Raw genomic sequence first — 19,973 nt, forward strand, 5'->3', positions numbered from 1 at the left:
AAACAAATACTTTTGTACCAACCAATTGAAAATATAAATGCCAGCTAAAAACCAATCAGATACTTGCGATGAAATAATTTTTTCATCCTTTTTTAAAAGTCATATAGTAGCACTTCGAAATTTTCTTTTTTACAAATTTGGCAATGTCGATCAGGCAGAAGATGTAGCGCAGGAAGCATTTGTAAAACTTTGGCAAAACTGCGCATCTGTACCGCTGGAAAAAGCAAAATCGTATGTTTATACGGTCGCCAATAACAACAGTCTCAACGAAATTGCACACCAGAAAGTGATTTTAAAGTACGAAAAAAATTTTACAGGTTTAGACAAAACAAATGAAAGTCCAGAATATATTCTCGAAGAAAAACAATTTCAGACCAAACTTTTGAATGCTATTGAAAACTTAAACGAAAAACAGCGTGAAGCCTTTTTAATGCATAGAATCGACGGAAAAAAATACAGCGAAATTGCCGTCGATTTAAATATTAGCGTAAAAGCAGTAGAAAAACGCATTCATCTGGCTTTGTTGAGCTTACGTAAAGAAATTGATTTATAAAAAAGTAGGGTAAATTTAATTTTAATTGTTTTAAAGATATAATACAATACAATGAAAAAAGATCGCTTATTAGCAAAATGGCTCAACAATGATTTATCTCCGGATGAATTAGCTGTATTTGAAGCAAGTCCCGATTTTGAAAAATACCAAAAAATAAAAGATTATACAGCTCATTTAGAAGTAGGTGATTTTGACAAAAATGCTATGTTGTTGAATATTTTGAGCCAGAAAAAAGAGGCTCCAAAAGTAATTCCGCTTCATAAAAAATGGATTTTTAGAGCTGCTGCCATATTTATTCTCGCACTTGGAATTACATTTGCGATGAAATTTTTTGTTACCCAGACTCAAACAGCAGATTTTGGAGAAAAAACTACTTTTTCATTACCAGATAATTCTGAAGTGGTATTAAACTCCGGTTCTGAAATAAATTATAAAAAATGGAACTGGGATAACAACAGACATCTTGAATTAAAAGGAGAAGCTTATTTTAAAGTAGCAAAAGGGAAAAAATTTGAAGTACAGACCAGTCTTGGAAAAGTAACAGTTTTAGGAACTCAATTTAATGTTAAAGCCAGAAAAAACAGGTTTGATGTAGTGTGTTATGAGGGACGTGTAAAAGTAAATTATGCTGACATCCAAATTTTATTAACTCACGGACAAAGCGTTAGTTTTGAAAACGGAAAGCAGGTTAAAACAACTGTAACTTCGTCAAAACCGGAATGGATCGACAATCAAATATCTTTTTATATAGAAAACATAAGAAGCTTATTAGACGAAGTTGAAAGGCAGTATAATATTACAATTGAATTAAACGCAAAAAACACAACTTCCCTATTTACAGGAAAATTACCCGCTAAAGATTTGAATACAGCCTTGCAGATTATTAGTACAACCTATCATTTAAAGATCAGACAAGTCTCAAAAAATAAAATTATATTTGACGAAAAATAAATGTTGGTCCTAAAACGATTTCATTTTTTGTTTTGTCTATTTTTCCTTGTCCTGAATCTTTTTGCTCAGGACAAAGAGAAACTCATGCCTTTTAAAAAAATAATTATTGATATTGAACAGCAGCATCAGGTTAGCTTTAATTATACCGAGGACAATATTGCCGGATTGGAATTAATTCCGCCAAAAAAATCGCTTTCCTTAGAACAAAAACTGAAATATCTTTCTCAAAAAACCCATTTGTCTTTTGAAAATATAGGAAACAAGTTCATTAATATTTATAAAAAAGATAACGAGGCTCCAATATTCTGTGGCTACGTTTTTTCTAATGCAGATAAAAAACCAATTGAAAACGCCAATATTAGCTTACTTGATAAAACTCAGGTTTCAACCGATGCAAACGGTTATTTTGAGTTTGAAAATAAGGGCACAGCTATATTTTTGACCAGCCACATAGGATTTATAACCAAAAAAGTTACGGCTGACAATACCAACTCTAAAGATTGCCTGCAGATATTTTTAGATCCGGAAATTACAGAACTTCTGGAAATTAAAGCCAATGCAATTCTGGCTTCGGGAATTTCAAAAAATAAAGATGGCTCATTTGAAATTAAACCCAAAAAATTTGGTATTCTGCCCGGACTTATCGAACCCGATGCTTTGCAGACAATGCAGCAAATCCCGGGTGTAAACAGTATTGATGAAAGTGTATCCAGCATCAATGTTCGCGGCGGTACCCACGACCAAAATTTATTTTTGTGGAATGGAATACGAATGTTTCAAACGGGACATTTTTTTGGTTTAATATCGGCTTTTAATCCCAATTTGGGGCATACTATTTCTATTTATAAAAACGGGAGTTCTGCCTTTTACGGAGAAAGTGTATCTAGTGTAGTCGCTATTTCGTCTACTCCCGAAATGGCAGAAAAAAACTCGTTCAGTGCAGGAATAAATATGATTAATGCTGATATTTATGGAAAATACAATCTTTCGAAAAAGAGTTATATTGAAATTTCGGCACGTAAATCGATTACTGATTTTGTAGAAACGCCTACATATAAAGAATATTTCAATAAAGTATTTCAAAACACTACAATCACTGATTTTTCAAATAACCAAAATGTCGATTATCAAAGTGATAAGAAATTTGGTTTTTATGATGCTACGCTGAAATATGCTCAAAAAATAGGGCCTAAAGACCAAATAGTGTTAGATCTTATTACTATTAAAGATAATCTGGAAGTTTTTCAAAGTGCAGCTGCAAATGGCATAAACAAATCTGAAAACAATATTTTACGCCAGCAGAATTATGGCGGAAATTTAGCCTGGAAAAGAAACTGGAACAGCTTCAATACAACTAAAATTAATATCTATAATTCAGCTTACGAACTTCGTGCCAACCAAAAAACAACCTTTGAAGATCAAATCGTTATTCAGGAAAATACCGTAAATAATAATGGCTTTAATTTAGAGAACAGCCATATCATTAACTCTAAATTTACTTTTAACGATGGGTATCAGTTTAACGAAATAGGTGTTACTAATTTAGAACAGGTAACGAATCCTGATTTTTATCGCAGGGTTAAAGAGGTATTGAGAACCCACGCCTTAATTTTAGAAGGAAAATACAACGATACGATTTCCAGAATATATTTTAAGGCCGGAACCCGTATTAATTATATTGAAAAATTTAAAAAATATATTGTAGAACCACGATTGCAATTTAGCTATGGCATAACTAAAAGTCTAAATGCAGAACTGCTGGGCGAGCTAAAAAGCCAGAACTCGCAACAAATCATTAATTTGCAAAAAGATTATTTTGGAATTGAAAAAAGACGCTGGACCCTCTCTAATAATACAACAATCCCTATTCAAAAAAGCAGGCAGATATCTTTAAACTTATCTTACACAAAAAATAGCTGGCTGTTTGATATCGAAAATTTTTATAAAAAGGTAGTCGGAATTACAACCTCCAGCCAGGGTTTTCAAAACCAGTTAGAATTTGTTAAAATTACCGGCGACTATGAAGTATGGGGAACAGAAATGCTTATTCAAAAAAAAATGAACCACTTTTTGACTTGGTTAAGCTATACGTATAATCATAATAATTATAATTTTTCTACTTACGAATATCCAATTTTCCCCAACAATTTTGAGCTAATGCATACCGCATCATGGGCAGGAATTTATGAGAAAAACAATTTTAAAATTGCTTTGGGAACAAAATGGACATCTGGCAGACCTAACACGCCGCCTGATAATTCTCAAATTGACCGTTCAAATCCTGTACTGGTTTACAACAAACCTAATAGCAGCAACTTGCGTATTTTTTCTCAGGTTAACTTTTCCTCAACTTACAAGTGGGAAACTGATAACGGCATTCAATACAAATTAGGGATATCTATTTTAAATATCCTGAACAGAAAAAATGAAATCAGCGAATATTATAGAATAAGTTCACTGACAAATTCTATAGAAGAAGTCGAAACTTTTTCACTGCAAAGAACTCCAAACATGAGTTTTAGGGTTTCATTTTAACTTTATTCAAGCAGGAATTTAAAAAAATTCTGTACTTCTTTTCATTTTTTTTACAAAAACATCATTTTTTTGGTAGGGTAATCCCTATCAAGACTGTTTTACTATTGAATCTATCAAAAGAGTAAAAAATGATTTCCTTAAAAAACTTGATACCATACCATCAGGGCTATTTTTTTCATGACAGTTCGTAGCAACTATCTAAATTATTTATTGAACGAAATGCTCATTAAAACGAACATGACTTCCTGATGTGTACTAGAGGATGCAAAGCAATTTGGCCGGTTCCGGTAAAAGACATGCCACTTGCGATATAAGAACTAACATTCTTTAAAAAAGAATTCTGATACACTGCTGTAAAATTTAAAATAATAAAATTGACATGAGTACAAAAAGAAAAATCACAATTTTGGTAGTGTTGTTAGCAATAAGTTTTGGCCCTTATTACATCTACCAAAACATTATTTACAAAGATGCCAGAGACATCAATAAGGAAAAATCTATACTTACCATTTCTGCTAAGAATTTAGAAAGTCAATATGCAGGAAATTCTTCGCAGGCAGATTCAAAATACTTGAATAAAACAATTGAAATTGTAGGAACAGCTACAGAAGTTACTGATTCTTCTATGGTAATTGACGGAAAAGTATTTTGTAAAATGAATGAAATAGTAAAAACAAATTATACGAATAAACAAATCAATATAAAAGGAAGATGTATTGGTTATGATGATTTATTCGGAGTAGTAAAATTAGACCAATGCAGTATACAACAACATTAAATATGAAAAAAATATTCTTAATTGCCAGCTTTTTAATCTGCTTATATGCTAATGCCCAAGAAGATTTACTTTATAGTCTGGACTCGACACAAGTAGTTGATAAAAACGCAACTGCCACTTTTAAAGCCCTGCAGATTATTACGCTGCAATCGACAAAACTAGCGGCCAAAAAAGAGCTCTATATTGTTGTATCACATCGATTTGGTTCTGTAAAAGGCGGAATCTCTGAGTTTTTTGGTTTTGATGATGCCACTACAAAAATTGGCGGAATTTATGGTGTAACCGATTGGCTTTCTGTAAGTGCATCACGCCATACGCTATTAAAAATTTACGAAACATCGGTTAAATATCGACTTGCCAGACAAAACGACAAATTCCCGTTTGACATTGTGGGCTACAATACAATCGATATTAACAGCGGATTAAAAAAAGACGATTATCCTAAAATTGAATTTTCTGACCGGTTAACGTATATCAGTCAGCTTCTTATTTCAAGAAAAGTCTCTGACAGATTATCTCTGGAACTGGCACCTTCATTCATTCATAAAAACCTGTACAATCCGGATACTGAAAACGATAATCAATTTACATTAGGCACTGGCGGAAGATTAAAATTAACCAAAAGACTTTCTCTAAATCTTGAATACGGTGCGAATTTCGACAAACCTAGCTTTTATAACAATCCATTATCTGTTGGTCTGGACATAGAAACCGGCGGTCACGTTTTTCAATTAATTTTTACGAATTCGCAATCTATGACCGAGAGCGGCTACTTAACAAATGCAGCCGGCGATTGGGGAAAAGGCGATTTTTTCTTTGGATTTAATTTATATAGAGTTTTTTAAAAAAGTATACAATATGAAAAAATATATCTTCTTATCTGGTATTATATTATCCTTATACGGCTGTGAATCGAACACTTATGAAAGCCTGCAGGAAGACCCAGTGGTAATAGTAGGCAAAGTTACTTACAACGCTAATGTTAAATCTATTATTGATGCAAACTGCATTGCCTGCCACAGCCAAAATGGTGAAGCAAGTTTTACACCTTTAGTAACTTATGCACAAGTTAAAAACGCTGTATTAAATACAGATTTATTAGACAGAATCCAGCGTCCAAACGGTGCTTCGGGACAAATGCCAAAAGGAGGCAGAATGCCTCAGGATAAAATAAATACCATTCTGCAATGGAATACAGATGGATTATTAGAAAGTGAAAATTAAATCAATATAAAATGAAAAAACAAATTATACTGCTATTTTTATTTGTTGGAATATTTCAAGTTTCAGCACAAAAATATGCGACAAAAACAGGAAACTTAAAGTTTGAAGCTTCTGTTCCTTCTTTTGAAGAAGTTGCAGCAGAAAATAAAAATACATCTGCTATTTTAGATTCAGGAACGGGAGATATTGCCGTATTAACACTTATGAAAGGATTTCGTTTTAAGGTTGCTTTAATGGAGGAGCACTTTAATGAAAATTATGTAGAATCAGACAAGTTTCCAAAAGCATCATTTAAAGGAAAAATCGAAGATTTTGATGCTTCAAAACTTTCATCTGCGGCTAAAGCAGTTAAAATTTCGGGAGATTTAACCTTACACGGAAAAACAAAAAAAATTACTGTAAATGCTAAAATTTCAAAATCTGATGATAAGATTACAGTAACAGGAAGTTTTGAAGCAAAAGCAGAAGATTTTGCTATTGAAATTCCAAAACTGGTTTCTAAAAAAGTCGCAGATAAAGTAAATGTAAATTTTAACCTGCCGCTTACAAAAATGTAAATTTTTTTAGTTTATGATTTGTTATTTAAAAGTGCTAAATTTTTCAATTTAGCACTTTTTTATATTACTACAGCATTATTTTCCTACTGTTTGCTGCAACTGAGCAGGATATCGATCTCCCTGTATTGTGGTTTGGGCAAATGCATCGTCAATTTTTTTAACATCATCTGCAGATAAATTAATTGAAACCCCGCCAATATTTTCTGTTAATCGATGTGATTTTGTTGTACCTGGAATTGGTGCAATCCACGGTTTTTGCGCCAGCAGCCAGCCCAATGCAATTTGTGCAGGTGTTGCCTGTTTTTGAGAAGCAATTGCGGCCAGTAAATCGACTAATTTTTGATTCGCTTTTCTGTTTTCTTCACTAAAACGAGGCAGATTATTTCTAAAATCTGTCGCTTCAAAACTGGTACTTTCAGTAATAGCGCCAGTTAAAAACCCTCTTCCTAACGGACTAAACGGTACAAAACCAATTCCTAATTCTTCAAGTACCGGTAAAATTTCTAACTCCGGTTCTCGCCACCAAATAGAATATTCGCTTTGCAAAGCTGAAACCGGCTGAACCGCATGCGCTTTTCTAATTGATGCCGCACCCGCTTCAGAAAGTCCAAAGTATTTTACTTTTCCTTCTTGTATAAGATCTTTAACAGTTCCTGCAACATCCTCTATCGGCACATTTTGATCTACTCTATGCTGATAAAATAAATCAATAACATCTGTTTTTAAACGTCTTAAAGATTCTTCGGCAACAGCCCTGATATTTTCTGGCCGGCTGTCTTGTCCGTTAAATGCATTTCCGCCTTTAAAACCAAATTTGGTCGCAATAACAACATCTTTTCGAAACGGCGCCAGAGCCTCTCCTACTAATTCTTCATTGGCAATACCATAAGCTTCGGCAGTATCAAAAAAAGTAATTCCCTGTTCGTATGCTTCTCTAATTATTTTTATCCCATGCTGCTTGTCTACCGCTGTACCGTAAGCAAAACTTAATCCCATACAGCCCAATCCTAATGCAGAAACCTCTAGTCCTTGTGTTCCTAATATTCTCTTTTCCATAATTTTATTTATATAAAAGTTTATTGTTATTTTTAACAGTACAAATTTCCTTTAATAAAACCAGTCGTATATAATACAGATTACTGCTATTATTACCATTTTTACTGATTTGAATAATCACGCTAAGTTATTAATAATCTGAATAGTATATTTGTGCAGCTATTTTTTATAAAGAGATCATGGACCAAATAAAACTCGAACAAGTTACACAGTATAATCAATTAAAAGGTGTTGAAATGCAGCATCCTTTAATTAGTGTTTTTGATAATTCTAACAGTAAAGCACTGCCCAATCATACCCGCCTGCACTTTGGTTTTTATGCTGTATTTTTAAAAGGCGGTCATTGCGGTGAATTAAAATACGGGCGTAATATTTATGATTACGATGATGGCACAATGGTTTTTGTAGCACCCGGACAAGTACTCGAGGTTAATAATACAGACAATTATAAATCTACAGCTTTGACATTACTTTTTCATCCTGATTTGATAAAAGGAACTGCGCTGGCAAAAAATATAAATCAATATTCGTTTTTTTCTTATGATTCGCACGAAGCACTTCATTTATCTTTAAAAGAACAGCAAATCATAAAAGATTTATTTAGTAAACTGGAATATGAATTAAGCCAGTCAATTGACAAACACAGCAAAAATATTATAAGCAATACAATTGATTTGCTTTTAAATCATTGCGTGCGTTTTTATGACAGGCAGTTTATAACCCGCGAAAACATCAATTCTGATATTTTATCAAAGTTTGAGAATTTATTAAACGACTATTTTCAATCTCAAATGGCACAAGATTCTGGTTTGCCTTCTGTTGGATATTTTGCAGACCATTTACATCTTTCGCCAAATTATTTTGGAGATTTAATCAAAAAAGAAACAGGAAAATCAGCTCAGGAACACATTCATCTTAAGTTGATAAATCTGGCAAAAGAACGAATTTTTGATGCAGAAAAATCAGTTAGTCAGATTGCCTCAGAATTAGGTTTTAAATATCCACAGCATTTTAATCGAATGTTTAAAAAAAATACCGGTTACACCCCAATTGAATATAGAAACCTAAACTAAAAGAATGCTGGACAACTTCCCTTTTTATCTTGGTCTGTTAATTATCATTTTATTGCTCATTATGCTGGGCAATAAAATAAAAGTAGCTTATCCAGTACTTTTGGTACTGGCAGGATTGGTAATCAGTTTTATTCCGGGTGTTCCCGCTATAAATATCGAGCCTGAATTGATATTTTTTATTTTCCTGCCCCCGTTATTATACGAAGCTGCGTGGACAGTTTCATGGAAAGAGTTATGGCGCTGGCGGCGCATTATAACAAGTTTTGCTTTTATAGTCGTTTTTATCTCGGCACTTTCAGTCGCATTAGTGGCTAATTATTTTATTCCGGGCTTTTCATTAGCATTAGGTTTTGTTTTAGGCGGCATTGTATCGCCTCCAGATGCCGTAAGTGCCGGAGCGATTTTAAAATTTGTTAAAGTACCCAAAACCATTTCGTCAATATTAGAAGGCGAAAGTTTATTGAATGACGCCTCTTCTCTTATTATTTTCAGATTTGCCATGATTGCTGTAGCAACAGAGCAGTTTATATTTTACAAAGCCGCAATAAGTTTTAGCTGGATGATTTTTGGCGGCGTTGCAATAGGTTTATTAATAGGGTGGCTTTTTATGAAAGCCCACAAATATCTGCCAACTGATGCTAATGCAGACATTGTTCTCTCATTATTAACTCCCTATATAATTTATCTGGCTGCCGAAGAAGTTCATAGTTCCGGAGTATTGGCCGTTGTAAGCTGCGGATTGCTTTTGTCTAATAACAGACACCGCTTTTTGAGCAGCAAATCCCGCGTTCAGGGTACAAATGTTTGGGAAAGTTTTTGTTTTATATTAAATGGATTGGTTTTTATGCTGATTGGATTAGATCTGCCTCAAATTACCAAAGGACTTGAAGATGTAAGCCTTATGACAGCAATTGGATATGGCGTTCTGATTACAGTTGTTTTAATTGTAAGCCGAATAATATCTTCTTATGGTGCAGTAATTGTCACATTAATTGCCCGAAATTTTATCACGGTTGCAGACAGAAGACATCCCGGTTACAAAACACCTTTTATACTCGGCTGGACCGGAATGCGCGGTGTTGTTTCATTAGCCGCTGCATTATCGATACCCGTTTATTTGAATAATGGCAACGGATTTCCGCAGCGTAATCTTATCTTATTTATCACTTTTATTGTTATTCTTTTGACTTTATTAATTCAGGGATTAACGCTTCCTTATTTTATCAGAAAAATTAAACTGCCTAATATCTACGATCCTGTGCCTCATGATGAGGCTTATAATCAAGTACGACAAGAATTAGCTCAATTTGCCTTGCATTATTTAAAAACTAATTATGACGGTCAGGTAGAAAATAATACCTCATTGCAGCATCTTATTCAAAAATGGGAACAGCATATTAAAGGAATCGATAATGAATCAATAAGCCAGGATCTAAAACATATTTATCTTGATTTATTAAACCAGCAAAGACAGTGGCTTATAAATAAAAACAAAGAAGATCAAACTTTAGACGAATCTATTATACGCGCGCAGATGCATTATCTGGATATTGAAGAAGAAAAACTGCGATATCTTTAGAAGTCATTTCAGTAATAAAACCTGCTGTTTTACATTATAAAGTTTATCTCTTTAATTCTTAAAATAATTATTTAAGAGCAAGAAAAACAAATACCGGCAGAGAATTTAATAGAAATAAAGTTTTTTTTCGTTATCAAAATTGTTAACTTGTTATAGCATTAGAAGTTATTTTCTGCAAAATAATTTTAATACTAGATAAAAATGCATCTATTTTACTGTATTTAAAAAATAAAATTATGCGAGTATCAGTAGTCCGAAAAAATATAAAATTCACCCCAGATTCCAGAAGAGTTGTTGCCCGATATTTTATGAATGGTTATGAGCGAACCCAGCAAATGGTGCTTCGAATCATGACGCTGGATGAAAAACAGGTATCAGAAACCTTAGAGCAGACCCTTCGCGAATTTGCCAGACGCCACCGAAATATTTCGTCTATATTTTTTAGGCACTGCGAAAAAATCAGACCTATAATAGAAGCTATGCAGGTAGATTACGAAGCGATGTCCCTTAATCGAAAAATGCTTATTGGTTCTTATTGTACAATGGAATATGCGATAGAATCTGCGGCCATTTTTAATCCCTCAATTGTAGAAGATTTTGATCAGTCGGGTTTAGAGGCCGGCGAAAAACGTGTTATTATTTCTTTCCGTGCCACTGGTGAAGGTCATATTTCATCAATCGTTTTTAGAAGAGGAATTCTGGACAAAGACAACAACCTTCAAATAATGAAAATTGGGCATCATATTGATAAGGCCGAAATTGAACACAAAACCTTATTCAACAAGGAACGCTTTTTAACAAAATTGATTGAAATGCATACGCAGGATAAGTATATCGATCAAATTATGCAGGATTTACCGAATGAATTTGAGTTTGCTATCCTTAAAAATTTACTGACTACGGCTTTAAGTGATCCGTCGATTCTTCAGGAAAGAAGAGTTGCACTGGAAGAAATACTCTGGTTAGCCAATTCTTTTTATGATTTACAATTCAAACACGATTCTGATATTACCGAACGTGTTATATTTCCGATATCCGATTCTGAAAGCCGCGGAATTGAAGACGCTCGTTTTGTCCGTTTTGTTGATGATGACAATTCCGTTCGCGTTATGGCTACTTATACGGCCTATAACGGTCACGCCATTTTACCAAAACTAATTTCTACAGAAGATTTTTATTCTTTTAGAGTAATGCCTTTGCATGGAGAAGGGGCTCAAAATAAAAACCTTGCCTTGTTTCCAAGAAAGATAAAAGGAAAGTATGCCATGCTTGCCCGAATCGACGGCGTAAACAATTACATTATGTATTCGAACCGGGCTACACAATGGAACGCTCCTGTTTTATTACAGCAGCCTCGTTACACCTGGGAACTTACCCAAATAGGAAATTGCGGTTCACCGCTTTGGACAGAAGAAGGCTGGCTGGTCATTACGCACGGTGTCGGCACAATGCGTCGTTATTGTATAGGTGCATCGCTTTTTGATCTTGACGATCCGTCAAAAGAAATTGGAAGACTCAGTGAGCCTTTACTTTCTCCGCTAGAAGATGAACGAGAAGGTTATGTTCCTAATGTTGTGTATTCCTGCGGATCCATTATTCACAACAATAGTTTGATATTACCTTATGCCGTATCTGATTATTCGTCTACTTATGGTGTGGTAGATATGGTTGAACTGTTAGATGCTTTAAAGAAAAGTAAATAAGATAATTTTATTAAACCTTCGTGAATTTCTGTGCCAAAACTCTGTGCATCTTTGTGGAAGCATCTTCGTTATTTTTTTAAATCCGGTATTTTCTTCGTACTCTTTCGTGTACCATTTTTTGACCTTTTTTAGTCTTTGGAATGAAATTTTATCATTTCAAAATTGGGAATTTGGTATGGAGAAGGGTTAAAAATTAGTGTTCTAAATTGTATCAAAATTGTTTTAACATACTTCAAATGATTTTTATATTTTTTTAATTGTTTTATACTAAAATCAGGTATTTATACTTAGTTATAGTTTTAGCAAAATAACTCATTTTTGTTCTTTCTTTAAAACAATTAAGTAAGATTATAAAGTGGAAGCAACACAAAAATGTAATTATTTTTATATTGATGAGTCTGGAAGTATTAGTAATAATTCTAGTATTTTCATTCATGGTTGTATTAAAACTGATTCACCACAAACAATTACTGAATCATTACTCAAACTAAAAGATGAAATAAAGAACTCATTATATTATGATGATTTTAAAGAAAAGATTATTAAACAAGGTTTCCATGCCACCGAAAACAATTTAGACATGAGAGCCGATTTTTATAAGCTATTACCATTGTTAGATTATAGAGCATATTTTGTAATAACAAATAAAGACACTGAATATTTTAAAAACAAAATGAAAAATATGGATGAGTCGGAATATTTCGCTCATTCTTTAAAAAAATTAATTACAGATCGAGTTGTTGCTAATAAAAATGATAAAAATATTTTCTATTTTGAAACTATACAATTAACTAAAAAAACGCTTAAACAAAATTTGGATGCTATCTTTAGTCAATTAAATACTAAATATAACTGTGAATTTTACATTGTTGGTAAAGAAGAAGAAAATTTAGCAATAGTTGATTATCTAAATTTTATTTTTTATCATTTATTTGTAGATGATAAACCAATGCAGAGAATGAAACAAAATTTTAATTTGGTTTCACCAAAAATTGCATTAGTATATTTTATTCATAATAAATTATTCTTTAGCAGAAGGAAGCCAAAACAATTTGAGGTGTCATTAAAAAATCTTTATGATAATTACTAGTGGGTTAGCCAGATAAATTCTGAATATGAATTCGTATTCGACAATATTGCATTACAATCTATCTTATTCTGGCGCCCACTTTTTATTCTTTTTATAATGAAACACACAGAAATTGAAACTAGACAACAGTTAGCTAATTATTTAAGATGCAACATTCACTTTCTTGAAAAAGCAATTAATAATGAATTTTTCATTAGAGATACTAAAATCTCTGAAGATGTTATACCTACAATTTCCATTCCCCCATCAGAAATCACTGTTTCCAAATACTATATAAAGAAAAAAGGTAAAAATGGAGGTTTTAGAATTGTCCATCATATTTGGACATATCAACTTGAGAATTCATTAAAAATTTTAAATAATTACCTAAATGAAATTTTTATTCCTTTCGATTTTATCCATGGCTTTGTAAAAGGAAAAAACATAAAAACTAATGCGGATACACATTTAGCTAAAAAAATTATTTTATCGGTAGATATCGAAAATTATTTTGAATCTATATCAAAAGAAATGATAATATTAGGACTATGTAAAATTGGTTTTAAGGAAGAAATAGCAGAATCTATTGCAAGTATAGTAACAATAAATGGTTTTTTACCCCAAGGATTTTGCACTAGTCCAACAATTGCAAATATTGTAACTCACGACTTAGACCAACAGTTAAAAAAAATATGCGGAACGAACATTCAATACACCCGATATGCGGATGATTTATATTTTTCATCGGATATCGAAAATATACCATTATTGGAAATTACTAAAATAATTGAAATTTATGGTTTTATTCTTAACGAAAACAAAACAAAATGGATGAAAAGAGGTCAACTACAATATGTGACTGGCTTAACAACATTTGATTCAAATACTTCTAGAATATCTAAGAAAAGAAAAAAAAATATTAGACTTGAAATTTACTATTTAACAAAATTTGGATTTAGGAAACATATTAAAAATAAATTAATAAAATCTGGAGAAAACATAAATGCTGAAGATTTTGAGTATAAACTTATAGATGAAATTGATAAAACTAGAAATAATCTTTTTGGATGGTTACATTTCATAAAATCTATCGAGCCAGAATTTTCTGCAAAATATTATTCAAGATTAAAAAAGGCCAAACGTTGACAAGGCTTAACACAAATAAATATTTTTTTCTTTGTAAATTTTAATTTTCTTACATCATTCAAAAACCACGTTAAAATCTCAATCAAATAACAGTTTTTCCATATAAAAATATTATTTGTCAAAAGCAGTTTCTCGTTCTATTCTCAACGGTTTAACCCCGAAGCTTTGGGACGCTGCTGCAAAATAATCGTTTCTACGAAACTTTTACATAAACCTTCGTGAATCTCTGTACCAAAACTCCGTGTATCTTTGTGGAATCATCAAATTTCAATTAAGGAGCTTTCTATAAATTCCGCCGCCTTATTTAAAACCAATGCAGAAGCTTGTTTATGTGGTGTGTGCCCAGCGGCTGAAATAATATATTTTTCAGATTTTCCGCTTACCAGATTTATAGTTTTATTGACCTGATCTAAAGTTCCATATTCATCACTTTCACCCTGAATAAATAAAAGAGGCGAATCGATTTTTGGCAGTAAATATTCAATATTCCAATCCCTAAAATCATTACGAAGCCAGGTTTCTGTCCAGGCTTTAAAGATTGTTTCTGTTTTTTCACCGTGATATTTCTGAAGTCTTAAAGGCAGATTTGTAGTTTCATAAGCCTGAACAGCTTCCTGAATTCCCTCCAGCGTAATATCTTCAACAAAAATATGCGCAGCTTCGCAGATTAATGCCTTAACTCTGTTTTGATATTTACTGGCTGTAATTAATGCGATAGAACCTCCGTCGCTGTGCCCAAACAAAACAGCATTTTCTATTTTTAGGATTTCCAGTAAATCATTTAAAACATCGGCTTCTAATTCCAGATAATTTACGGGTCTGATAAAAGTGCTCATTGAATCAGATTTCCCATACCCCAAGCGATCATAAATTAAAACATTACATTTAGAAATTTCGGCAAGCTGCTTTGGAAAATCTCTCCAGAGCTCGACACAGCCTAAAGAATCATGTAAAAAGACAATTACCGGTCGATTTTCAAAATTATTATGAAATTCAACATAAAGATTATTTCCGTTTATATCAATCAACATGCGACAGTTTGTTTTTGAATTGCTTTTTCTTTTTTAGCTTTAGAAATATTCAGGTACATAATTGCACCAAGCATTATTGCAATACCAATGATTTGCATAAAGGATACTTTTTCGCCCAAAATAATATATGCACAAAAAACGGCAGCCGGCAGTTCTAAAGTTAATAATACAGAACTTAATCCGGCACCAATTTTTGGCATTCCGACTGTAAAACAAACTGGCGGAATTACAGTTCCAAAAACTGCTAAAAAAGTTCCCCATTGCAATAACCCGAAATCTAAATGTGTACTTGTCGTAATTGACTCAAAATTGATGAAAAAAATAATCATTGCCGAACCGCTTGTCATTAGGGCACTTTTCTCAAACATAGGCGTTTCTTTGCCAATTTTGCTGGTAAAAACAATGTAAAGTGTGTAAAGTACAGCCGATAATAAGCTCAGTAAAACTCCTGTAATCGAAATATTCAAACTCTTTAAATCCATAAGATTGCCAGCCAAAACAGTTCCCAGAATTATAAAAACTGCTGAAAAAATTTCAACTGCACTAGGCTTCTTTTTAAAGAATATCCACTCAATTAAAATACTAAGCCAGGTAATCTGCATTAATAAAACTATTGCTAAAGATGCAGGAATATAGGCTACTGAAAGATAATATGTATAAGCTGAAGATCCCATTGAAGTTCCGGCTAAAAGTAATTTCCAGTTTAACTGCAGCTTTTGTCCATTTTTTATTTTTCTAAAAAATACAATTGTCCATAAAATTAATGTTCCGAAAAAAGCTTGCGCCAATGTTATTTCTTCGGGTGTATAACCTTGTCCGTAGGCAATTTTGGCAAAAGAAGAAAGCATTCCAAAACTTAATGCTCCCAATGCTACGATGATAATATATTTATTCATTTTTAAAAATAAAATTTTGTTTTGTCCATTCAAAAGTATTAATTACAGAACAATGATGTATATTTTACAAATAAATATGTATTTATTCCTTTAAAACAATTTAAAATAAAAATTTTATCCTAAATTAGATTGTTTTTTATAATTTAACTGGAAAAAATCCGATGCAAGAATTAAGCAGACAAGAAATTGAGTTACTTCGAATCCTTCAAAAAAATGCAAGATTTGACATTACTGACTTAACAGAAAAATTAAACATGTCCCGTACTTCTGTATACGACAGGATAAAAAAACTGGAAAATGAAGGTTACATAAAAGATTATGTTGCTATTGTTGATCCAAAGAAAGTAGGCTTAAACTTCACCGTAATTATCAATGTTTCATTAATCAGCCAGCGTTTAGAGTTCGTAGAAGAATTTTCCCGACAGGTTGCTGCCCTCGATGAAGTTGTGGAAGGATATGTAACGGGAGGTATTTTCGACTATATATTAAAAGTTGTGGTAAAAGACCCCGAGGCTTTCAATGTTTTTATTCAAAAACTTTCGACAATTCCGAATATTAGTAAAGTTCAGAGTTCTTTTGTAATGAGTTATATTAAACAGTCTACAACTTTGCATTTTTAGGCTTCAAAAAAACGAATAACCTTTTTGATTTATAAACTAACTGAAACATCTTCTTTATTCAATCCTAAAATCTTACCGTAAGCTGCAGCCGCTTTATGCACCTGCACAAACCAGTCTTCGGCAGCGTTATCATCGGCACCATCAGAAATGTATTTGAGACATAAAAACGGAATATTCTCTTTCATTGCAATCATCGCCAAAACATAGGCTTCCATATCTACAACATTATAGGCATCAGAACAATGTCCCATTTCAAAATTATCTCCAGTTCCGCAAATCCCTTCTTTCAGTCCATCCATGTTCAAACCATATTCCAGAACAGGAGGCAGCCCGGATAATGGCGTTTCATATTGTGCATAACCTAATCCCTGAACATCCATATCTCTTTGTACAAACTTAGTACAACAGATAACCTCTCCTTTTTGAAAAAAGCTGCTTCCCGCAGATCCTAAATTAATTATTAACGAAGGCTTTTTATTCTGAATTGTTTTAGACAATTCATAAGCTGCATTAACTTTTCCAATTCCTGTAATCAATGTATTATAGCTTTTAAAAACGTCTGCCGCTTCAGATTCAAGAGCAAATGAGAATAATATATCGCCAATGGCAAAAGATTGGGTTTGATTAATTTGTATCATAAGTAATTCGGGTTTTCAGTCAGCAAAAATACGTTTAAAAAAGTTTTTTTGCTTAGCGTATTTCTTCTAATTCAAAAAACCACGTTAAAATCCCAATCAAATAACAGTTTTTCCATATAAAAAAATATATTTGTCAAAAGCAGTTTTCCCAAAAACCGAAAAGACATTTGTATGGATAATGAAAAATTTATTTTCTGCCTTGAAGGCGTACAGGACGTAGATGCCGTTATGACTACTGATGTGGTTAAAAATCTGGAAGAAATTGCTATTGACCAGGGAATTGCAAGTATTTATAAAGCCTGCGATACAATTGAAGGTTTAGAAGAAAGCTTGAACACACTGCTTTATGACGATCATAATTTTAAGGATTATGAAATCATTTATCTTGTAATGCCGGGACAGGAAAACAACATCTGCCTTCATGATTATTACTACAGCCTCGAAGAAATAGCCGAGCTTTTTGAAGGAAAAATGAAAGGAAAAATTATTCATTTTGCCAATAAAAAAAGGCTCGACCTCAACGATGAAGAGGCACAATATTTTTTGGATATTACCGGTGCGCGGGCCATTTCGGGTTACGGAGCTGCTTACAATAAAATTGCCAGCTGCAGTACGATCGATAAAGTGTTTTTTAGCTTATATCAGGAAAACGACGATCTTACCGAAGTTGTAGAAGATTTGTACCAAAAACATTATGCGCTTTGCAAATTACTAGATTTTAGATTGTATTATTAGGTATGAAAGCAAAGACAGTTGAAAAAATAAAAACCTACGAGGCAAAGGGATTTCGGGAGAAATTTCTTGGTGAGGACAATCCTATTCATTTGCTTTTCAAATCAAATTCGGATCATTTTTTTTGTTTAAAAACAAACGAAATAATGCAATTGCAAATTCCTGTTCCTCCTTGTAAACACAGCTGCCATACTTTAGTATTTGTAGCATCTGGTTCGCATACTATGAAAATAGGTTATGAAGAATATTGTACTATTGCTAATGAAATTATCGTAGTTCCGGCTGATCAGGTTTTTTCAATAAAAAATGTACAAAACACATATACTGGATATGTCTGTCAGTTTCACCCTGATATTTTAATTCGGAAATATGGAAGCCGCGAAATGCTGAACGAATTTGATTTTTTGAAAATTTCAGGAAATCCAAAAATTACTTTAGCACCAGAAGACGTTTCAAATATTATAGCTGTTTTAGACCGGCTGCAAAAAGAATATTCTGAAACGCCGACTGCCAACCTGAATATTGTGCAGTCGTATTTGATTGCTTTGTTTTATGAAATGAACAAAAATTCGGTTAAGAATACTAAAAGCATCTCGGCCGCTGAGGTTATTACGAACAAGTTCAAAGAGTTGATTCATCAGCATATTAAAACCCATCATTTAGTTCATTATTATGCTTCAATGCTTAATGTTACACCAAATCATTTAAATAAATCTGTCCGGACAGTTACAGGAAAATCGGCCGCAAAATGGATTGACGAAACCATATTATTAGAGGCTAAATATCTGCTGTTTCAAACCTCACTTTCTGTAAGTGAAATTGCAATACAAGTGGGGCTCGATGACCAATCGTACTTTAGCCGTTTTTTTAAAAAACATGAAGGAATTAGTCCTATTCAATACCGAAAAATGATTGATAAATCCTAATTATTGATTATTGAATCCTAATAAATAGCAAGACTTTTTTCAGAAATTTGCATCTCAAAAAATGCATATTATGATTTATGTTTTTAAAACTTCCGTTGACAGTCGATCCAAATTTGAGTCGGCTTCTACCCTGCTTCAGGAATTACTCCCAAATACTTTATGGAATTTTGATCTTGAGGACTGCGATAATATTTTAAGAATCGACAGTGAACTTGATGTTCCCAATTTAATTCAAAACAACGGCATTTTTGATTGTATCGAATTAGAATAAAATCAAATTACTTTCTCCTCATTTCAATTTCTTCATCCCTTTTAATGGAAACAAAATTATACCAAAACCGAACTTTTGATACAATAGATTACTCAGAACAAAGTTTATCAAATACTGAATTTGTCAACTGCGAATTCATTAACTGTAATTTCTCTAAAAGCGATTTAAGCCATAATGATTTTTTGGATTCTACTTTTAAAAACTGCAATCTTTCGCTGGCAGTTCTTAAAAACACGGGATTAAAAAACATCAAATTTATTGGCTGTAAATTGATGGGGTTAGATTTTAGCGCCAGCAACAGCTTTTTGTTTTCAATGAGTTTTCAGGATTGTCTTTTAGATTATTCGACTTTCATTTATAAAAAATTAAAGAAAACGAACTTTATTGACTGTTCTCTAAAAGATGTCGATTTCTCAAATACTGATTTGTCTTTGGCAATATTTAAAAATTGTGATTTATTGAATGCCACTTTCGTGGAATGTATTCTGGAAAAAACCGATTTCAGGTCTTCGAGAAATTACGCTTTTGATCCTTCTGAAAATAAAATTAAAGGAACTAAGGTTTCGCACACCGCGCTTGCGGGATTGCTTGAAAAATTTGATTTGGAGATTGAGTGAGTTAAAAGGGTTTCAAGT

The 19,973-nt window shown here is 32.7% G+C and carries 21 protein-coding genes; 17 read left to right on the forward strand and 4 right to left on the reverse strand.

Annotated features, from left to right (window positions below; all coding sequences use genetic code 11):
• Window positions 1–37 precede the first annotated feature (37 nt).
• From LUU93_RS18795 to LUU93_RS18825, 7 genes are all read left to right on the forward strand, one after another.
• Window positions 38–553, forward strand: coding sequence for an RNA polymerase sigma factor (locus LUU93_RS18795; RefSeq protein WP_232682684.1), 516 nt, complete (start codon window positions 38–40; stop codon window positions 551–553).
• A gap of 51 nt (window positions 554–604) precedes the next feature.
• A complete protein-coding gene (locus LUU93_RS18800) occupies window positions 605–1,504 on the forward strand; it encodes a FecR family protein (protein ID WP_232682685.1) in 900 nt (299 codons plus the stop codon).
• 84 nt (window positions 1,505–1,588) lie between these two features.
• The gene (locus tag LUU93_RS18805) at window positions 1,589–4,039 is read left to right on the forward strand and encodes a TonB-dependent receptor (RefSeq protein ID WP_232682686.1); all 2,451 of its coding nucleotides are present in this window, start codon (window positions 1,589–1,591) and stop codon (window positions 4,037–4,039) included.
• Between the two features lie 379 nt (window positions 4,040–4,418).
• Entirely contained in the window at window positions 4,419–4,817 is a 399-nt protein-coding gene (locus LUU93_RS18810) for an OB-fold protein (protein WP_232682687.1), read from the forward strand.
• A 2-nt stretch (window positions 4,818–4,819) separates the two neighbouring features.
• Window positions 4,820–5,662, forward strand: coding sequence for a DUF5777 family beta-barrel protein (locus LUU93_RS18815; protein WP_232682688.1), 843 nt, complete (start codon window positions 4,820–4,822; stop codon window positions 5,660–5,662).
• Between the two features lie 13 nt (window positions 5,663–5,675).
• On the forward strand, window positions 5,676–6,041 hold the full coding sequence (locus LUU93_RS18820) for a cytochrome c (RefSeq protein ID WP_232682689.1): 366 nt from the start codon (window positions 5,676–5,678) through the stop codon (window positions 6,039–6,041).
• Window positions 6,042–6,052: 11 nt separating this feature from the next.
• The gene (locus LUU93_RS18825; RefSeq protein WP_232682690.1) at window positions 6,053–6,598 is read left to right on the forward strand and encodes a YceI family protein; all 546 of its coding nucleotides are present in this window, start codon (window positions 6,053–6,055) and stop codon (window positions 6,596–6,598) included.
• A 75-nt stretch (window positions 6,599–6,673) separates the two neighbouring features.
• Here LUU93_RS18825 and LUU93_RS18830 read toward each other — a convergent pair whose 3' ends face one another.
• Window positions 6,674–7,654: an aldo/keto reductase gene (locus tag LUU93_RS18830; protein ID WP_232682691.1), complete on the reverse strand. Its 981-nt coding sequence runs from the start codon at window positions 7,652–7,654 to the stop codon at window positions 6,674–6,676.
• Window positions 7,655–7,833: 179 nt separating this feature from the next.
• On the opposite strand from LUU93_RS18830, the gene LUU93_RS18835 reads away from it, so the two are divergent.
• From LUU93_RS18835 to LUU93_RS18855, 5 genes are all read left to right on the forward strand, one after another.
• Window positions 7,834–8,727, forward strand: coding sequence for a helix-turn-helix domain-containing protein (locus LUU93_RS18835; protein ID WP_232682692.1), 894 nt, complete (start codon window positions 7,834–7,836; stop codon window positions 8,725–8,727).
• A 4-nt stretch (window positions 8,728–8,731) separates the two neighbouring features.
• Entirely contained in the window at window positions 8,732–10,306 is a 1,575-nt protein-coding gene (locus LUU93_RS18840; protein WP_232682693.1) for a Na+/H+ antiporter, read from the forward strand.
• 236 nt (window positions 10,307–10,542) lie between these two features.
• The gene (locus LUU93_RS18845) at window positions 10,543–12,009 is read left to right on the forward strand and encodes a glycoside hydrolase family 130 protein (RefSeq protein ID WP_232682694.1); all 1,467 of its coding nucleotides are present in this window, start codon (window positions 10,543–10,545) and stop codon (window positions 12,007–12,009) included.
• A gap of 355 nt (window positions 12,010–12,364) precedes the next feature.
• The gene (locus tag LUU93_RS18850) at window positions 12,365–13,099 is read left to right on the forward strand and encodes a DUF3800 domain-containing protein (RefSeq protein ID WP_232682695.1); all 735 of its coding nucleotides are present in this window, start codon (window positions 12,365–12,367) and stop codon (window positions 13,097–13,099) included.
• A 96-nt stretch (window positions 13,100–13,195) separates the two neighbouring features.
• The gene (locus LUU93_RS18855; protein ID WP_232682696.1) at window positions 13,196–14,224 is read left to right on the forward strand and encodes a reverse transcriptase family protein; all 1,029 of its coding nucleotides are present in this window, start codon (window positions 13,196–13,198) and stop codon (window positions 14,222–14,224) included.
• A gap of 260 nt (window positions 14,225–14,484) precedes the next feature.
• Here LUU93_RS18855 and LUU93_RS18860 read toward each other — a convergent pair whose 3' ends face one another.
• Window positions 14,485–15,255 (reverse strand): alpha/beta fold hydrolase, encoded by a 771-nt coding sequence (locus LUU93_RS18860; protein ID WP_232682697.1) that lies wholly within the window; start codon window positions 15,253–15,255, stop codon window positions 14,485–14,487.
• Entirely contained in the window at window positions 15,249–16,151 is a 903-nt protein-coding gene (locus LUU93_RS18865; RefSeq protein ID WP_232682698.1) for an EamA family transporter, read from the reverse strand. Before LUU93_RS18865 ends, LUU93_RS18860 begins: the two co-directional genes overlap by 7 nt.
• Before the next feature lie 161 nt (window positions 16,152–16,312).
• On the opposite strand from LUU93_RS18865, the gene LUU93_RS18870 reads away from it, so the two are divergent.
• Complete coding sequence (locus tag LUU93_RS18870; RefSeq protein WP_232682699.1) at window positions 16,313–16,771, forward strand: Lrp/AsnC family transcriptional regulator; 459 nt, start codon at window positions 16,313–16,315, stop codon at window positions 16,769–16,771.
• Between the two features lie 29 nt (window positions 16,772–16,800).
• Here LUU93_RS18870 and LUU93_RS18875 read toward each other — a convergent pair whose 3' ends face one another.
• Entirely contained in the window at window positions 16,801–17,409 is a 609-nt protein-coding gene (locus LUU93_RS18875; RefSeq protein ID WP_232682700.1) for a 5'-methylthioadenosine/S-adenosylhomocysteine nucleosidase family protein, read from the reverse strand.
• A gap of 171 nt (window positions 17,410–17,580) precedes the next feature.
• Between LUU93_RS18875 and LUU93_RS18880 the strand changes: the two genes are divergently transcribed.
• The 4 genes from LUU93_RS18880 (at window position 17,581) to LUU93_RS18895 (ending at window position 19,955) form a co-directional block, all read left to right on the forward strand.
• Window positions 17,581–18,144, forward strand: a complete 564-nt coding sequence (locus LUU93_RS18880) for a DUF6642 family protein (protein ID WP_232682701.1) — start codon at window positions 17,581–17,583, stop codon at window positions 18,142–18,144.
• Between the two features lie 143 nt (window positions 18,145–18,287).
• A complete protein-coding gene (locus tag LUU93_RS18885; RefSeq protein WP_232682702.1) occupies window positions 18,288–19,067 on the forward strand; it encodes an AraC family transcriptional regulator in 780 nt (259 codons plus the stop codon).
• Window positions 19,068–19,137: 70 nt separating this feature from the next.
• A complete protein-coding gene (locus tag LUU93_RS18890) occupies window positions 19,138–19,338 on the forward strand; it encodes a hypothetical protein (protein WP_232682703.1) in 201 nt (66 codons plus the stop codon).
• A 44-nt stretch (window positions 19,339–19,382) separates the two neighbouring features.
• Window positions 19,383–19,955: a pentapeptide repeat-containing protein gene (locus LUU93_RS18895; protein ID WP_232682704.1), complete on the forward strand. Its 573-nt coding sequence runs from the start codon at window positions 19,383–19,385 to the stop codon at window positions 19,953–19,955.
• Window positions 19,956–19,973 lie beyond the last annotated feature (18 nt).

This window comes from Flavobacterium soyae, assembly GCF_021245985.1.
Lineage (GTDB): Bacteria > Bacteroidota > Bacteroidia > Flavobacteriales > Flavobacteriaceae > Flavobacterium > Flavobacterium soyae.

Excerpts from the sequence above, each read along its gene's own strand:
- LUU93_RS18885 (WP_232682702.1), top strand. The coding sequence starts at position 18,288 with ATGCAATTGCAAATTCCTGTTCCTCCTTGTAAACACAGCTGCCATACT.
- LUU93_RS18820 (WP_232682689.1), top strand. The coding sequence starts at position 5,676 with ATGAAAAAATATATCTTCTTATCTGGTATTATATTATCCTTATACGGC.
- LUU93_RS18830 (WP_232682691.1), bottom strand. The coding sequence starts at position 7,654 with ATGGAAAAGAGAATATTAGGAACACAAGGACTAGAGGTTTCTGCATTA.
- LUU93_RS18805 (WP_232682686.1), top strand. The coding sequence starts at position 1,589 with ATGCCTTTTAAAAAAATAATTATTGATATTGAACAGCAGCATCAGGTT.
- LUU93_RS18855 (WP_232682696.1), top strand. The coding sequence starts at position 13,196 with ATGAAACACACAGAAATTGAAACTAGACAACAGTTAGCTAATTATTTA.
- LUU93_RS18895 (WP_232682704.1), top strand. The coding sequence starts at position 19,383 with ATGGAAACAAAATTATACCAAAACCGAACTTTTGATACAATAGATTAC.
- LUU93_RS18870 (WP_232682699.1), top strand. The coding sequence starts at position 16,313 with ATGCAAGAATTAAGCAGACAAGAAATTGAGTTACTTCGAATCCTTCAA.
- LUU93_RS18795 (WP_232682684.1), top strand. The coding sequence starts at position 38 with ATGCCAGCTAAAAACCAATCAGATACTTGCGATGAAATAATTTTTTCA.
- LUU93_RS18880 (WP_232682701.1), top strand. The coding sequence starts at position 17,581 with ATGGATAATGAAAAATTTATTTTCTGCCTTGAAGGCGTACAGGACGTA.
- LUU93_RS18845 (WP_232682694.1), top strand. The coding sequence starts at position 10,543 with ATGCGAGTATCAGTAGTCCGAAAAAATATAAAATTCACCCCAGATTCC.
- LUU93_RS18890 (WP_232682703.1), top strand. The coding sequence starts at position 19,138 with ATGATTTATGTTTTTAAAACTTCCGTTGACAGTCGATCCAAATTTGAG.
- LUU93_RS18875 (WP_232682700.1), bottom strand. The coding sequence starts at position 17,409 with ATGATACAAATTAATCAAACCCAATCTTTTGCCATTGGCGATATATTA.
- LUU93_RS18825 (WP_232682690.1), top strand. The coding sequence starts at position 6,053 with ATGAAAAAACAAATTATACTGCTATTTTTATTTGTTGGAATATTTCAA.
- LUU93_RS18810 (WP_232682687.1), top strand. The coding sequence starts at position 4,419 with ATGAGTACAAAAAGAAAAATCACAATTTTGGTAGTGTTGTTAGCAATA.
- LUU93_RS18800 (WP_232682685.1), top strand. The coding sequence starts at position 605 with ATGAAAAAAGATCGCTTATTAGCAAAATGGCTCAACAATGATTTATCT.
- LUU93_RS18840 (WP_232682693.1), top strand. The coding sequence starts at position 8,732 with ATGCTGGACAACTTCCCTTTTTATCTTGGTCTGTTAATTATCATTTTA.
- LUU93_RS18815 (WP_232682688.1), top strand. The coding sequence starts at position 4,820 with ATGAAAAAAATATTCTTAATTGCCAGCTTTTTAATCTGCTTATATGCT.
- LUU93_RS18835 (WP_232682692.1), top strand. The coding sequence starts at position 7,834 with ATGGACCAAATAAAACTCGAACAAGTTACACAGTATAATCAATTAAAA.
- LUU93_RS18860 (WP_232682697.1), bottom strand. The coding sequence starts at position 15,255 with ATGTTGATTGATATAAACGGAAATAATCTTTATGTTGAATTTCATAAT.
- LUU93_RS18865 (WP_232682698.1), bottom strand. The coding sequence starts at position 16,151 with ATGAATAAATATATTATCATCGTAGCATTGGGAGCATTAAGTTTTGGA.